Source organism: Pedobacter rhizosphaerae (assembly GCF_900111155.1).
GTDB classification, from domain to species: domain Bacteria; phylum Bacteroidota; class Bacteroidia; order Sphingobacteriales; family Sphingobacteriaceae; genus Pedobacter; species Pedobacter rhizosphaerae.
Map to the genome: position 1 here is coordinate 1 of NZ_FOGG01000061.1, position 14,445 is coordinate 14,445.

A 14,445-nucleotide genomic window follows, 5' to 3' on the forward strand; every position below is an offset into this window, starting at 1 on the left:
GGCTAGTCAAGCAGATTTCAGAAACTGTAGTTGCGGTAAAGCCAAGAAGGAGCTTTCCCAGAATTAAAGTTCGGCAAAATAAGAGCAGGTTGCAACAAACATATAAATAAGCTTACTTAATAGCATTGGAGACGCTACAACCAGAAAGGAATGAACCAGTGAACATCAATTAACCACCCCCAGCCCCTCCTAAATTAGGCGGCAGGACTGTGCTTCGGCCAAATAGTAACCCTGTAGGTTTCTGCGCCCTGCCCAATGAACAAATGGCCAATGAACCAGTGAACAATGCCCAATCAACCAATTCTCCATCAATAAAAAACTGGCCTGCAATTACTTACAGACCAGCATCAAGCAGTAAACTGCTTTCATGAGAGCGTATTGGTAAAAACTTTAATCAATCAAAAGATTATAATCTATTAATGTCCGGTTGAAAAGCTGAAGCGTACCCCTGATATGATGGAGTTCAATATCAAGTAAGGCTTGCTCCATAGGATGTTGATGTAAATCTAAAATCCGCTGAACAGCTTCCCTGTGATCGGAAAAAAGCAACAATAGTTTTTCAATCTGATCTGCATTGCTGTGAACCAATATTGGCCCTGCCGGACTGTTATTAGTACAGGCCCAGGCTCCAGCACCCCCCGCAGACCATATCTCTCTCGAACAGAATAAAAAAAGCAGGTTGTCAAAAGCATTGAGCATAGCACCATGCCTAATGAAATAAGCCAGGTGAGCAGATACTCTTTTACTGGGCTCCGCTTTCCAAAAAGCATCAAAAGTATTTCTATAAGCACGGGCCTGTAATACACATTCTTCCAGTGCGCAGAGCATAGTCTGTACTTGTTCCATATTTCCCTAAATCAGTTAGATAAAAGACAACAGCACAAATTTGCAGATGCTAACGTACTTATGTACTTGTTAGGTACGGAAAGGTGTATTTTCTACACAGAACCCATCAAACAGCAGAATAAGTTAATTTGGCTGGGTTTGCAGTAATTGCCTGCGTTGTTCCTGATGGGTAATTCGGTTTAATGGAATAGACACAATAGCCCTGAAAACACCGTCAGCTTCAGTAAAACTGCAATCAATGTCTTTTCCATAAGCAAATTGTAAACGCTGCCTGATATTTTTAAGGCCCGAACGCGTAGAGTGACGATGAGTTTGAACATTCAGAGCGTTTAAGGTTTCCATTACCAGCTGCTCCTCTTCAATGCGCACAGAAATAAAGATTCCAGTTTGAGTATCTGCAACATTTCCATGCTTAAAGATGTTCTCTACCAGGGTCATCAGCACCAAAGGTATAAATCTGATTTCCATTGCCTCTTCACGAAAATCGGTGATGATTGGCAGCTCCATATTCTTCCTAAGCTGGTAGAGATAAATTAATTTATCAACCTGTTCCATTTCATCGCCCAGCCTGATATACTCACCACTTTCGTTAGCATCTACCGCATAACGCATCATTGCCGATAAAGCCATAATGGCCTCCCCCGCTTCGGGAGATTCGAAATGAACATTTTGATAAACATAATCCAGGGTATTGAAAAGAAAATGCGGATTAATTTGTGCCTTTAGAAAATCATTCTGCGATTTAGATAGCGCACGTTTCATCTTTTCTTCCTCAATGATTTGGTGGAGACGCTGCCTTTCTAAATTTTCGGCCAGGTTCCGCTGTTTAACATAAACGGAAAAGAAATAATAGGCAGAAGAAAACCCTAAAATATATACTGCTCTGTAAATAACCTGATAAGCGTAATTCCAACTGATTTCCATTACCCCCTTGTCTGGCGCAATACCATACTTAAGTAATAGCTGATCGAGTTTGAAATTAATCAACACATAAAGTACCATCCAAACAGTTAACACTACTGGGAACCTCCAGATAGCATCAAACTTTCTAGTCAATGCCCAAGGCAAAAAATAATTGGAAAATCCATAAAAGAAAAATACAATCAACAAGTAATGAGAACCATAGGCAATTGGATGTCCAAACTTTTTCGCATAGAGACCAATAACGATGATTTCGTAAGCCATAAAGATTGACCAAATGAGAAAATGGATGGCATATCTCTTAAACCACTGGGAAATACTTTTAATCATGGCTTTTCAGCTTTACAAATAGAAACCTAAACATACTGTATAACAACTTTTTAACAGCGATTTGACCGCCATAGCTTTCGAAAAAAAAGTTATGAAAAAGTCTAAAATCACCCTAAATCCAAGAAGGATATTTATTTACAAATCTTTAAAAGATAACACCTTTAATGATAGTCCTGATACCGGATTAACCAATTCCAATACCATACTCCCAACGGTTAGTAGTGGTATTGTGTTAAAGAATTAGCATTGACTTAAAGGCCAGGTGCTAAGAACTCCTCCGTCTGGCCTTTAACAACTTAGAATCTACAAACTCATTAAAGTATTTCTTATAGTAATCTCCAACGCTAATTTTAATTCCATTAAGCATCACAATGGAGTTTCCCTCAATATAATCGATATGATCCTGTGAAATTACAAAGCTTCGCTGAAACTGCATAAAACCAGGGTAAGCCAAAAGCTTTTTAGAAATTTCAGATAAAGTCATGTAGGTTAAAATGCTTCTGTTAGCGGTATGAACCTGCACGTAATTCATTTTGCTCTCCACAGCAATAATATCACGAAAATAAACCTTAATCAGCTTATGGGTTTCCTCTTTGGTTTTGATGAAAATAAAATCATCCTTATCGGTTATACCATCCAACTCAGCCTCATCTTTGGGGAAGAGCTTATTAATGGTAGAAATAAACTTACTCAATTGATAGGGCTTCAGCAGGAAGGCATCAGCATCAACCTCAAAAGCCTCGTAGCCATATTTACTATGCGCAGTAGTGAAGATTAGTTTATCTGTTTTTTGTCTCAACTCTCGGGCTAACTCAATCCCGGTAATGCCAGGCATATCAACATCCAGCATGATCAGATCTACATCATCAGCCGCAGGGATTTCTCGCAATGCCTTTACGGGATCGGTAAAGGTTCTTACAATTTCCAGTTCAGGAACGTGCTCTATATATTTTCTCAGACCCTCTATAGCATGTGGTTCATCATCCACAATAATACATTTATACATAATTCTTCTCTCTCGCAACTGGCAATATCGTATTTGGCTAATGTCGAAAACTTTTTCACAAAAATAGAGCTTTTCATGGAGGATTTTTAAGACTTCGTGTAAATTAAGCTCATTCAACCACTAAGCCACGAAGTATACAAACAAATTGAACCATATAAGCCATATAACTACCTAAGGCACCTAAGTTTTGCATCCCATCTTCCATCTTCACATCTTACATTATTTAACCACCTAAGGCACCTAAGAAATTATAAGTTGAGTTTCAATCGCCAAAGGTTGGTTGTTCGTTTTGCCTGCCATCTTCCATCAACACATCTTACATTATTCAACCACCTCAGGCACCTCAGTTTTACCTTCCATCATTTTTAAAATCGCCAAAATTTCATAATTTTAGCAAACAAACCAACAAACAACCAACTCATTAACCTCTTAATGCACCATTTATGAAAAATAACACTCTCTCGCAATTATCAGATGCCGAACTTAATAAGCAGAAAAATTTATTAACGGGTGTGCTGATCGGCTTAGCAGTAGTAATGCTTGTGGCCTCTGGCATAATACTATACGTGATTATAAAACATAAGAACTTAGCGCTGGTTGCCACTATTCCTTGTACATTTATTACCTTATTACCTTCTTTTATTAGGTTGGGTCAAATTAATACAGAAATTAAATCGCGGAATGCTAAATTAACTACGCCCTAGTGAATTAGGCATGAGGATGAATTAGGAACCTAGCGTAGGTTAGGAAGCAAAAGTTAAATACTGTTGTTTCCTAACCCTCAACTCATGTCCTCAACCCCGTTACACCATCGAGTGAAAACCTATCTGATTCCCTTCAGAATCCTGGCAAATGCCACAAAAACCATACTGACCGATAGCCATTTTCGGGGCAATTACCTTACCCCCAGCAGCTTCTACCCTTCCTATCTCTACAGCACAATCTGCGCAAGAGAAATAATTTAAGGTACCACCGGGCCCGGGTTTGTACATGGCCGACTTAACCAGGGCTCCGCTACTGCCTGCAGCATCCATATCGCCCGGAAAGAAAACCATTTCAAAATACTCATCACTGCCTTCCTCGGCCTCCATTCCCTCTGGCACCGGAGCTGCCTCCATTTTTACTGCCAGCACGGTTTCGTAAAAGGTCTGAGCCCTGCTCAAATCTTCTACATAAATTTCTGTCCATCCTATTGGATTTCTAACTGCTCCCATAACTTTAATGTTTAATTGTTGTTGTATAATAAAGTTCGGAAATTAATTAATTGCTAAACAGGGTAACCTACGACAATATAAAGGGCTGTTTAAGCCAGATCCAGATTGATGTGGTTTCAATGATCGACTTTTTTAAGCATTTCCTCTACTGTAATTGCATTTTACGTAACGGGTAAATTACATTTGATATACCATAAGGGTTTACACTATTTTAAAAATAAATTAAACCATTATTCAACTAACTTTTTTTAAACCATTATTGATATGAGATACGGTATAGTAAGAGAAATTGATAGCCACCGCGGTGAGGGAACTATCGAAGATCTAAACCAACAAGAAATTTGTTTTTCACTTGCAGGAAAAGAAAAAAGCTTCTCTATCGGCGAACGTGTAAGTTTCGAAATCGCCATGGAGCAACACGGCCTCAGGGCAGTAAGTATTAGCCACAGTTCAGATTGGGCACCAATCCTACTCAACCATTCTCATAACTAAACATTTCACCATAATACATACCACCAACATTCTTTATCTTTTTTCCCGGCTTAAGCGAGGGGTTAAAATCCCTGCCGGGGTAATTCATGTTAATTAATGATTAATGTAAATTGCATTCTTATACAGTACGTTGTGTTTTCATTAACTCAGGCTTAAGATTGGGCAAAATTTTAAATCTAACTTCAGCTATTCGCTAAAAAAGAATATCTTTAAGCTTTATCTACCGGTACTGAACCGGAGAAAGCATGGAATCCCTAAATTTTAGCTAGATGCGTAATTCTCTTATTCTATCGCTGATTATGCAGCTGTTTAGCTTGCTGATTAGCATCCCTTCAACCTATGCACAGATCATCCTGCGAGATCAAAAAACTAAGGTTACAACTAAAACTGTCTTTCAGCAAGATTCTAACATCCTTAAACTCGACATCTATTATCAAGGCGAGCTGAAAACAAAAAAACCAACTGTGCTCTTCGTATTTGGTGGAGGTTTTGTAACAGGAAGTCGAAACAATAAACTCTTTAACAATTATTTTAATACCCTGGCAGAGCAGGGCTACAAAGTTGTTGCAACAGATTACCGATTAGGACTCAAAGGTAAAAAGTTTCCTACCGCCTTTAATACATCTGCGTTACGCAACGCCATTGACACTGCAACGGTCGACGTATATCATGCTACAACCTATCTGCTAGCCCATGCACAAGCACTTGGAATAGATACCTCTATGGTTATTCTTTCTGGTTCAAGTGCCGGCGCAATCACCGCGCTTCATGCAGATTACAATAAAAGAAACGCCACTTCACTTTCACAAATCCTTCCTGCAAATTTTCAGTATAAAGGAGTTATCTCTTTCGCAGGGGCAATTATGAGTTATCAGGGTAAACCCAAATACAAAACCCCACCTGCACCAACCATGTTTTTTCATGGCACGGCCGATAAATTGGTTCCTTACAATAAAGTCAGACTGTTTAATCGTGGGTTCTTTGGTTCTAAATCTCTTGCCCGCATATTCAAAAAGGAAGGCTATCCTTATTACTTCCAATATGTTCAAGGTATGGGAGATGAAGTAGCAGGAACACCCATGAAAGACAACCTCCCTGAAACCCTATCGTTCATACAGCAATACATTATAGAGCGAAAACATTACTTCATGGAAGTAAATTTTAAGGATGCCGACAGCAAAAGAACTTTTAATATGCCCGATAAGAAGAAACGGTGGTAAGGCTTTAAATTAAAGCCCTAAATGGCTACTGCCCAAAACCAAGATTCAAAATAATTTTGTACTAAAACAATATCTCATAATTTTGTGAGATAATGATGCAACGTATGCAAGCATCATAAAGTCATATAAATTGAGATTCAATTCTTTACATCTAATTAAACTACTCAGCAAGTGCAACACAACTGTTTAAACTGTAATCAAGCCATTACCACTAATTTCTGCGGTAACTGCGGTCAAAAATCTTCCACGCATCGCTACTCTTTAAAGCATTTTATAGAGCACGATTTTATTCATGGTGTTTGGCATATAGACAAGGGCATATTGTATACGATAAAGGCACTCTTTACCAGACCCGGACACAGTGTAAGAGAATATGTGCTTGGAAAGCGGGCAGGTTATTTCAACTTCATTACCTTATTATTATTGCTGGTAGCCTTAGCTGGCGTAATAGCACATTATTCGCAACTAAACATAGCAGATTTGATGCCAGAGGCCAGTAAAAAGACCATGACCTCCCTTCAGCGCTTTACCACAAACTACCCCAGAATTTTTCTACTCATTACCATCCCTATTTATGCCCTATTCAGTTACTGTTGGTTTAGTAAGGCCAAATTTAACTACTCTGAACATCTGGTTTTAAATTCGTACAAAACGGCAGCAGAATTAATTATTGGCATCTGCTTTACGATAATCACTATATTTTACACTAATGTTTCGGTTTTAACCATCATCTACTTTGCCGGAATTAATCTGATAACTATTGCATATACCGTATGGCTCTATCATCAGTTTTTTTCCCAATCAGGATATTCTAAAAAATCATTACTATTTCGAAGTATTATGGTGCCTGTATCCTATTTGATAGTTTCATTTGTTGTAGGTATTGTTTGGGCAATCTTTGCCCGGTTAGGCCACTAGCTACAGGCTAGTCTTAGATGGAAGCTAGAGTTGAATTGTGTGGAGACTGTCCATTTTAAATCACTATTTATTTCTTTGTGCCATAGTGGTAAAACAAAAAATTCCGTGCCTTCCGTGTTTCCGTGGCTAATAACTTAACTTCCCTTAACTCCTTAATGTTTTTGTTTGCACCATATAAGCCATATAAGAACAACTAAGTTTCGTTTGTACGTAACCGCAAAGCGCGCAAAGTTTTACGCAAAGAGATTAACCACAGAGAAAAAGAGAAATACACAAAGAACACAGAGATAGCTTCACTATCGGTAAGAGTACGCAAAGAGAACCCAGTGTGCCTTAGTGGTAAAATTAAAATTCCGTGCCTTCCGTGTTTCCGTGGCTAACACTCTTCTGATCTCAGAAAACAAATCAAGATCCCAAACTCCCCTACTTTTTTCAAGGAGGGGTTGCGGATGACTGCGTAGTGGTGGGGGTGGTTATTACAATGAACTTACACGCCTTAAATGGTAAAAAAGTATCGAACCATATAAGCCAAATAAGAAAAAATAAGTTTCAATTTTAACCGCAAAGGTCGCGGAGTTTAACGCAAAGCATTAACCACAGAGAAAAAGAGAAATACACAGAGCACACAGAGATAGCTTCGCTATTGGTAAGAGTACACAAAGAAAACCCAGTGTGCCTTAGTGGTAAAATTAAAATTCCGTGCCTTCCGTGTTTCCGTGGCTAATAACTTAAATTCCCTTAACTCCTTAATGTTTTTTCACCATATAAGCCAAATAAGAAAAAATAACTTTCAATTTTAACCGCAAAGCGCGCAAAGTTTTACGCAAAGCATTAACCACAGAGATAAAGAGGATTTCACAGAGCACACAGAGATAGCTTTGCTATTGGCAAGAGTACACAAAGAAAACCCAGTGTGCCTTAGTGGTAAAATTAAAATTCCGTGTTTCCGTGGCTAACACTCTTCTGATCTCAGGAAACAAATCAAGATCCCAAACTCCCCTACTTTTCAAGGAGGGGGTGCGGATGATTGCGTAGTGGCGGGGGGTGGTTAGTTATTTGTGAAACTCTCTGTTTGTGCCTAAAACCGAGGCATTCCATCTTACATCAAACCATCTTACATTCAGTTTTGAATAGCGAGGGGCATCCCATCTTACATCTAACCATTTTACATAAAATGTAAGAGGTAACATGTTGATTACGAGTTACACCTTTATCAGGTTCTGTTGTATTTTTATGCCACACACAAACATCAATGAAACTCTTTACTAAATCGTTTTTATTTTTTCTGCTCCTTGCAGGAATCTACTCTGGTAGTAGTGCCCAAAATTATATCATTAAAGGGACAGTTCTAGACACCGCAGGCCTCCCCCTTCCCGGAGCTGTTGTAAGGGTTAAATCCACCACCGATAGCATGGGGATCTCTGTTAATCCTGACGGTACATTTATCATTGGCAAAATAAAATCTAAACAATTCACGCTATCTGCTGCCTACATTGGTTATGATTCGTTTGTAAAGCAATACCTGATTGAAAAAGGTAATACCCTCACAATCGACCCCATTAAGTTAAAACCATCGTCTAATACGCTGGATGCCGTTGTAATTTCTGGTGTTCCGCCAGTTAAAGTGACAGAAGATACCGTTAGTTTTAATGCTAAAGCCTTTCCCGTAAGAGACGGAGATGCAGTGGATGAAGTGCTGAAAAAACTGCCGGGAGTAAAAGTAGATAAAGACGGAAATGTAACCAGTCAGGGGGCACCAGTAACTAAAATACGGGTAAATGGCAAAGATTTCTTCGGTACAGACGTAGCCACTGCCATTAAAAATCTACCTGCCGACATTATTAAAAACCTTCAGTTTATAGATGATTATGGCGATCAGGCCAAGCTTACCGGAATCAAAACAGGCGAGCCTGAAAAAATATTGAACCTGACTATTCAGGAAGATAAGAAAAAGGGATATTTTGCCCGCGCATCTGCCGGGTTGGGTAATGCCGATAGATACAACACCAGTTTAAGAGGAAATAGTTTGAAAGGCGAACGCCAGGTTTCCTTTGATGCAACTTCGGCCAATGCGAATATGCGTGGTGGCGGAGGTGATGGAGTTACCACAAGAAATGCGGCAGGCGTTAACTACAAAAACGAATTCAGCACTAAGCTTTCACTTGATGGTGGCTATAATTACAATAACGACCGAAACAATACCATCAGCACCACCTACACTCAGAACTTTTTGCAGGATGAAAACCAAAACCCAGTAAATCGTCTGGAAGATGCAAACAGCAATAACAAGAATAACAACTATAGTCATTGGCTGGGTGGCAATGTAGAGTATAAGATTGATACCATAAACTACCTCAAAATCTCTCCTAATTTTAATTATAGCATGGGTAACGGTAGTAGTGCAGGGGGATCTCTGATCACTCAGGATACGTTGTTCACACGCAGAGAAAGTACCAGCTCCAATTATACCAACAATCTCAGCACCAGAACCAACATCTTTTTCAACCATAAATTTCCTAAAAAAGGGCGTAACCTTAGCTTTTGGAGTAATATCAATTATACAAATAATGCAAATGATCGCGATAGCTACAACCAATACATCAATACCCAAGGGAGCAAAAAAGATTCTGTAGTGCAGAACCAACTGAACAATCAGCTGAGTCGAAATTTCGGACTTAATGCAGGAGCATCCTACATGGAACCACTCTGGAAACAGACTTTCATCGAGTTTAACTATAGCTGGAACCGTTCCTCAACCAATAATTCCAGAGAAGCTTATGATATAGCCAATGGTAATGAAGTACTCAATCCACAACTCAGTAATGTTTATGATTTCCAGTTTACCACAAACAAAGTTGGCTTAAATTACCGCTACATTGGCGAAAAACTAAACTACACGGTAGGTGTAAATGCACAACCGGCAGTGTTAAGCGGACAGAATTTAAGTAGAGATATCACTACAGTTAACAAGACTTTTAATATCATCCCATCGGGGAGATTCTCTTACAAATTTACCAATCAACAGTCGCTGGATATCAACTATTGGGGGCGTAATAATCAACCCGGTTTTCTTCAGTTACAGCCCATTTCCGATAATTCAAACCTTCAGAATATTGTTACCGGAAATCCAAATCTGAAACCTGAGTTTATCCACAGTATTAATGCACACTACAAACAAGCCGACTGGAATGCGGGCAAGGTAATTTTAGCGAATTTTAAATATGAGCGTACTGAAGATCGCATTGTAACTACTAAAAATCGCGTTGCCGGCACAGTGAATCAATTAACCAGTTATATCAATACCGACGGATTTTATAGTTTGCAAGGCGATTACAATATCAGTAAACCCCTTTCAGCGGAAAGAAAATTCACCATTGGCTATTCTGGCTCCGGACAGTTGAACAACAATATTTCTTTCACTGACGATAATAAAATTGCCGCTAAAAATGTGGCCTGGCGTCAGGAGCTCGAATTTAGAGTAGATTTAAAGGACATTGCCAATTTCGAAATCGAGACCTCTTATTCCCAAAATTTAACCAGCTATTCTAGTGATGCCTTCACAGATAGACAATCTAACCGCTTTGAATATGGCATTGAGGGTCGAAACTATTTCTTTAAAGACCTTAGTTTGGGTTACGATTTCAGCAAACAGATCAATTCTGGTTTCGATAATGGATCCGTACGAAACCCTACCCTGCTTCGCCTATCTATGGAATATAAGTTTATGAAAAATGACATGGCGGCTATCCGGATAGAAGGCTTTGATCTTTTTGATCAGAACTCGGGTATTTCCCGCGATGTTTTCGACAACGTAATTGTAGATCGGCAGGTGAATAGATTGGGCAGATATTTTATGCTTTCGCTGATTTATAGAGTTCGCCAATTTGGTGGGTAATGTTTAAGTCCTGAGTCTGGAGTCGTTAGTTTGGAGTCTTGGGTGCATATGCATCGCAGAAGCCTAATTTAATTCGGTGTCTAACTCCCCTACTTTTCAAGGAGGGGGTGCGGGTGGCTGCGTAGTGTCGGGGGTGGTTAGTTTCTTTGTGAAACTCTCTGTTTGTGGCTAAAAGGAAAGGCCTTTCCATCTTACATCACACCATCTTACATTCAGTTTTGAATAGCGAGCGTCACTCCATCTTACATTTTACTCCCAAGTTTGTCTTCAAATATCCCCTGTTCGTCGATTAACTTCCTTGGCTGGTATAATGCTGGGTTTTCTGCTGAAACGTTTCGTTCCTGTCGCCGTCTTATTATCAGAACATTCAAAAAATATTATAAAAAAATTTAAACCATAAGATTATGAAAACTTTATTCAAAACATTATTCGCTTCTTCTTTAGCTTTAGTATTATCAACTTCAGCAGTTTTATCAGCTAACGCAACAGAAATAGTTAATCCAGTTAAAGCAGAAAAAAAATTAGCCTTTAAACGAATTAAAGTTAAAGGTAATGTAGAGGTAACTATTATCCAGGGAAGCCAAACAGGTATCAGCTATGCTGATGAAAACAGTGGCCTTGTTAAAGTTACCCAACTGGGCGATGGCTTGGAAATCGCTTCAACTGACGATCAAACTGCAAAAATCACGGTTTATGTAAATGATCTATATAGAATTCACGCCATGGATAATGCAAAAGTAAAAACCCAGGGACAACTTAAATCGCAGTTTTTTCAGGTATTCTTAAGCGGTAATGCTTCATTAGATTTAAATTCACGTTCTGAAGGTTTATATACCGTAATTGAAGATAAAGCTGACTTAAACTTAAAAGGATCTACCGACGAACACACTTTGGTTATGGGGAAACAACAAACGCTTACCATGGATAAATTCAGCGCCTTAAAAACCAACACGAGTAATTCATTAGAGAACGGTCTAGCCTGGTTAAGCAAATAATCAGCAAGCTAACTTACTGCAGGCGGTCTATTTATAGATCGCCTTTTTTGCATTAAAAATTTCTTTAAATCGAGTTCTGCAATTAGTGTGGCTATAAATATGATGCTGCCGCCCAATAACAATCTGGCTGAAATACTTTCGCCTAAAATAAAGTAAGCAGCAACAGCTCCAAAAACAGGCTCAAATAGATAAATGATAGCTACCCTTTCTGCACTGATATACCTTTGTGAGATGTTGGAGATGGTATACATGTAAGCCGTAGAAAACAATGCACAGAATACAATGCCTCCCCAAAAATATTGGTTTTGAGGTATAACGTTAAACTTTCCTTTAGCCAGTACCAATAAAAAGGTAAGTGCTGCACAGGTAGCAAACATGGGTACGATAGTGGGTACCAGGTTTCGCACTGCCGAGCATTCTTCTACCCTAATGAGGTATATCGCAAAGCAAAAAGCACCAACTATGGTGTAAAGATCGCCAATACCAATGCTAAAATTATCCTTGATCGAGATTACAAAAAGTCCGATGAGGGCAGTAACAGCCGCTAACCATATTTTTAATGGTGCAGATTTACGATAAATCAGCAGTTTTAGAACGGGAATTATCACAACAGTAATTCCGGCAACAAAAGAACATTGAGAGGCAGAAGTATGTGTAATGCCTAAGGTTTGGAGATAAATTCCGGCAACTAAGGGAATAGCCAGCCTCATCCCCATTTTTACTGCGGCCAGCTCTACCCTGCGCACGTGTTTCCAAAATACAGCAGATAGCACAATTGTTGCCAGCAGAAAGCGAAAGAATAGAAAGAGTGATGACTGGTTTGGACCAATAGCCAATTTAGTTACGGAGAAAGAGATACCCCAAAAGGCAGTACCCAATACCAGTAAAATAAGGAATAAGTTTTTTTTCTCCATAGTGATTAAAAGTTTTCGCTACGCTATATTGAGGACTTTTTTCATCAGGATATCAGTTTGCTCATCGGCTCCCAGTTGAAAGGCGTGCGAGCCAAATGCGGCAAAACCATTCTTCCTGTAAAAATTAATTGCCCGTTGATTTTCTTCCCAAACCCCTAACCATACATAATCAGCCTTAAATTCACTTGCCACCTGAATGGCCTTATTATAAAGTAACTGTCCAACCTGCTGACCATGAAAATCCTTCAATACATATATCCGCTCTATTTCTAAGGTGTTACCTTCCAGCTTTTCTGTTTGCGCATCCCGAAAATTAACTTTTAAATAGCCAATGTCTTTACCATCCGCCACCGCAAAATAAAACTGTGAACCGGGGTTCCTGAGTTCGCTCATAAGTTTATTGATAGAAAAACTTTCCACGAGATATTGATTCATATCTTCCGGAGTATTGAGGTCCGAAAAAGTTTCAGAAAAGGTTGCTCTGCCAATATGATGAAGTCGGGATACATCCGCTGTTTTTACCTGCTCAATAGTAATATTTGCCATGCACAAATGTAGCCGCTATACAAATGCGAAAAAATGCTATTTATTCATCTATTAATGCTTAAATTGCATTAATGGATTTACAACGCATCAGGTATTTTTTGGCTTTAGCCCAGGAACTTCACTATTGGAATACGGCTGGAAAAATGAACATTACCCAATCGGCATTAAGTCGTCAGATTCAGGCGCTTGAAAGTGAATTGGGCATTCGCTTATTTGAGCGCAATAAACGGAATGTAAAACTTACTCCTGCAGGAAAATTTCTGAAGGATAAATGGGCCGTTGAACTGAATGAACTGGAATTTATCCATCAATTTGCCAAACAGATACACCTGGGTGAAAGTGGAACCATTACGATTGCGCATCCAGATTCTGTTTCAGCCTCATTAATACCGGATATACTGTCCCGGATCTCTGTTGCCTTTCCTAAGTTGCAGATTGAGCTGGTACAGGTATTTTATGAAAATCAACTGGAGTTTCTTAAAAATTATAAGATTGATTTAGCCATTACCAGGGATATTAATAGTGCGATTGGGATTAAGTCGGTTAAAATCTATTCTGATTATCTGGCTTTAGTAGTACCCGAAGATCATCCTTATTCTAAAATTGAGGATTTATCCAAAGCAAGTCTGGAACAGCAAAAGTTCATTTTACCAACCCGCGATGAGGGAAGCAGTTACAGCGAGATTATCCAAAAAATGTTCCGATCTTATGATGTTGTACCTGATGTTTATCTCCACTCTGAATTTGGATCGACGATTATTGCCCTGGTTAGAAAGGGGCTCGGAGTGGCCATACTGCCCGATTCTTACTTACACCATCAAAGCCCTGGTTTAAAATTTATCAGGCTTCCTTTCAAAACAGATCTTTTCATCAACTGGAGAGCCGACGATCATCATCCTGTATTGTCTAATGTGTTACAACTTATTTTGGATGAAAAGGGATTTATTCTTTAGAATCGTAGTGATACGCTATCATTGATGGGTTACGTGTTGCGGGTTGTGTGTTGTGAGTCTGGGTGTATAATCTCTCTGATAAGTCGTAGCGAGACGCTATCAATGCTATTAAGTTAAGGACTTTTGGAGCTTTTTTCGATAATTTTCCGTATATTTATGTACAATCATTAAAAAATACATGAGTATAATTTCCAG

General features: G+C 39.0%; 14 protein-coding genes. 8 read left to right on the forward strand and 6 right to left on the reverse strand.

Translation table 11 applies throughout. The features are described 5' to 3' along the window. Positions 1-390 precede the first annotated feature (390 nt). A complete protein-coding gene (locus tag BMX11_RS23480) occupies positions 391-846 on the reverse strand; it encodes a hypothetical protein (RefSeq protein WP_090889869.1) in 456 nt (151 codons plus the stop codon). A gap of 123 nt (positions 847-969) precedes the next feature. Continuing rightward, a complete protein-coding gene (locus BMX11_RS23485; protein ID WP_090889872.1) occupies positions 970-2,097 on the reverse strand; it encodes a sensor histidine kinase in 1,128 nt (375 codons plus the stop codon). 91 nt (positions 2,098-2,188) lie between these two features. Here BMX11_RS23485 and BMX11_RS24475 point away from each other — a divergent pair, with 91 nt between their 5' ends. Further along, positions 2,189-2,341: a hypothetical protein gene (locus tag BMX11_RS24475; protein WP_175474661.1), complete on the forward strand. Its 153-nt coding sequence runs from the start codon at positions 2,189-2,191 to the stop codon at positions 2,339-2,341. Positions 2,342-2,362: 21 nt separating this feature from the next. Here BMX11_RS24475 and BMX11_RS23490 read toward each other — a convergent pair whose 3' ends face one another. After that, a complete protein-coding gene (locus BMX11_RS23490) occupies positions 2,363-3,103 on the reverse strand; it encodes a LytR/AlgR family response regulator transcription factor (protein ID WP_090889875.1) in 741 nt (246 codons plus the stop codon). A gap of 443 nt (positions 3,104-3,546) precedes the next feature. Here BMX11_RS23490 and BMX11_RS23495 point away from each other — a divergent pair, with 443 nt between their 5' ends. Continuing rightward, positions 3,547-3,807 (forward strand): hypothetical protein, encoded by a 261-nt coding sequence (locus tag BMX11_RS23495; protein WP_090889877.1) that lies wholly within the window; start codon positions 3,547-3,549, stop codon positions 3,805-3,807. Positions 3,808-3,906: 99 nt separating this feature from the next. On the opposite strand, the gene BMX11_RS23500 is transcribed toward BMX11_RS23495, so the two are convergent. Next, the gene (locus tag BMX11_RS23500) at positions 3,907-4,317 is read right to left on the reverse strand and encodes a VOC family protein (protein ID WP_090889880.1); all 411 of its coding nucleotides are present in this window, start codon (positions 4,315-4,317) and stop codon (positions 3,907-3,909) included. Between the two features lie 264 nt (positions 4,318-4,581). On the opposite strand from BMX11_RS23500, the gene BMX11_RS23505 reads away from it, so the two are divergent. The 5 genes from BMX11_RS23505 to BMX11_RS23525 all read left to right on the forward strand — a co-directional run bounded on the left by BMX11_RS23505 (position 4,582) and on the right by BMX11_RS23525 (position 11,837). Beyond that, positions 4,582-4,809: a hypothetical protein gene (locus BMX11_RS23505; protein ID WP_090889883.1), complete on the forward strand. Its 228-nt coding sequence runs from the start codon at positions 4,582-4,584 to the stop codon at positions 4,807-4,809. 269 nt (positions 4,810-5,078) lie between these two features. Continuing rightward, a complete protein-coding gene (locus tag BMX11_RS23510; RefSeq protein ID WP_090889886.1) occupies positions 5,079-6,029 on the forward strand; it encodes an alpha/beta hydrolase in 951 nt (316 codons plus the stop codon). Between the two features lie 171 nt (positions 6,030-6,200). Next, on the forward strand, positions 6,201-6,947 hold the full coding sequence (locus BMX11_RS23515; protein WP_090889889.1) for a DUF3667 domain-containing protein: 747 nt from the start codon (positions 6,201-6,203) through the stop codon (positions 6,945-6,947). A 1,252-nt stretch (positions 6,948-8,199) separates the two neighbouring features. Further along, complete coding sequence (locus BMX11_RS23520) at positions 8,200-10,842, forward strand: TonB-dependent receptor (RefSeq protein ID WP_090889892.1); 2,643 nt, start codon at positions 8,200-8,202, stop codon at positions 10,840-10,842. Between the two features lie 404 nt (positions 10,843-11,246). Beyond that, entirely contained in the window at positions 11,247-11,837 is a 591-nt protein-coding gene (locus BMX11_RS23525; protein ID WP_090889894.1) for a GIN domain-containing protein, read from the forward strand. 8 nt (positions 11,838-11,845) lie between these two features. On the opposite strand, the gene BMX11_RS23530 is transcribed toward BMX11_RS23525, so the two are convergent. Together BMX11_RS23530 and BMX11_RS23535 are read right to left on the reverse strand one after the other, a co-directional pair. Next, entirely contained in the window at positions 11,846-12,751 is a 906-nt protein-coding gene (locus tag BMX11_RS23530) for a DMT family transporter (protein WP_090889898.1), read from the reverse strand. Between the two features lie 18 nt (positions 12,752-12,769). Beyond that, a complete protein-coding gene (locus BMX11_RS23535; RefSeq protein ID WP_090889901.1) occupies positions 12,770-13,297 on the reverse strand; it encodes a GNAT family N-acetyltransferase in 528 nt (175 codons plus the stop codon). 71 nt (positions 13,298-13,368) lie between these two features. On the opposite strand from BMX11_RS23535, the gene BMX11_RS23540 reads away from it, so the two are divergent. After that, positions 13,369-14,250 carry a LysR family transcriptional regulator gene (locus BMX11_RS23540; RefSeq protein ID WP_090889904.1) on the forward strand — a complete coding sequence of 294 codons (882 nt, stop codon included), beginning with the start codon at positions 13,369-13,371 and terminating at the stop codon, positions 14,248-14,250. The last annotated feature ends 195 nt before the right edge of the window (positions 14,251-14,445 follow it).

Bases quoted from the DNA above. Each gene is read 5' to 3' on its own strand.
- BMX11_RS23480 (WP_090889869.1), bottom strand. From the start codon at position 846: ATGGAACAAGTACAGACTATGCTCTGCGCACTGGAAGAATGTGTATTA.
- BMX11_RS23485 (WP_090889872.1), bottom strand. From the start codon at position 2,097: ATGATTAAAAGTATTTCCCAGTGGTTTAAGAGATATGCCATCCATTTT.
- BMX11_RS24475 (WP_175474661.1), top strand. From the start codon at position 2,189: ATGAAAAAGTCTAAAATCACCCTAAATCCAAGAAGGATATTTATTTAC.
- BMX11_RS23490 (WP_090889875.1), bottom strand. From the start codon at position 3,103: ATGTATAAATGTATTATTGTGGATGATGAACCACATGCTATAGAGGGT.
- BMX11_RS23495 (WP_090889877.1), top strand. From the start codon at position 3,547: ATGAAAAATAACACTCTCTCGCAATTATCAGATGCCGAACTTAATAAG.
- BMX11_RS23500 (WP_090889880.1), bottom strand. From the start codon at position 4,317: ATGGGAGCAGTTAGAAATCCAATAGGATGGACAGAAATTTATGTAGAA.
- BMX11_RS23505 (WP_090889883.1), top strand. From the start codon at position 4,582: ATGAGATACGGTATAGTAAGAGAAATTGATAGCCACCGCGGTGAGGGA.
- BMX11_RS23510 (WP_090889886.1), top strand. From the start codon at position 5,079: ATGCGTAATTCTCTTATTCTATCGCTGATTATGCAGCTGTTTAGCTTG.
- BMX11_RS23520 (WP_090889892.1), top strand. From the start codon at position 8,200: ATGAAACTCTTTACTAAATCGTTTTTATTTTTTCTGCTCCTTGCAGGA.
- BMX11_RS23525 (WP_090889894.1), top strand. From the start codon at position 11,247: ATGAAAACTTTATTCAAAACATTATTCGCTTCTTCTTTAGCTTTAGTA.
- BMX11_RS23530 (WP_090889898.1), bottom strand. From the start codon at position 12,751: ATGGAGAAAAAAAACTTATTCCTTATTTTACTGGTATTGGGTACTGCC.
- BMX11_RS23535 (WP_090889901.1), bottom strand. From the start codon at position 13,297: ATGGCAAATATTACTATTGAGCAGGTAAAAACAGCGGATGTATCCCGA.
- BMX11_RS23540 (WP_090889904.1), top strand. From the start codon at position 13,369: ATGGATTTACAACGCATCAGGTATTTTTTGGCTTTAGCCCAGGAACTT.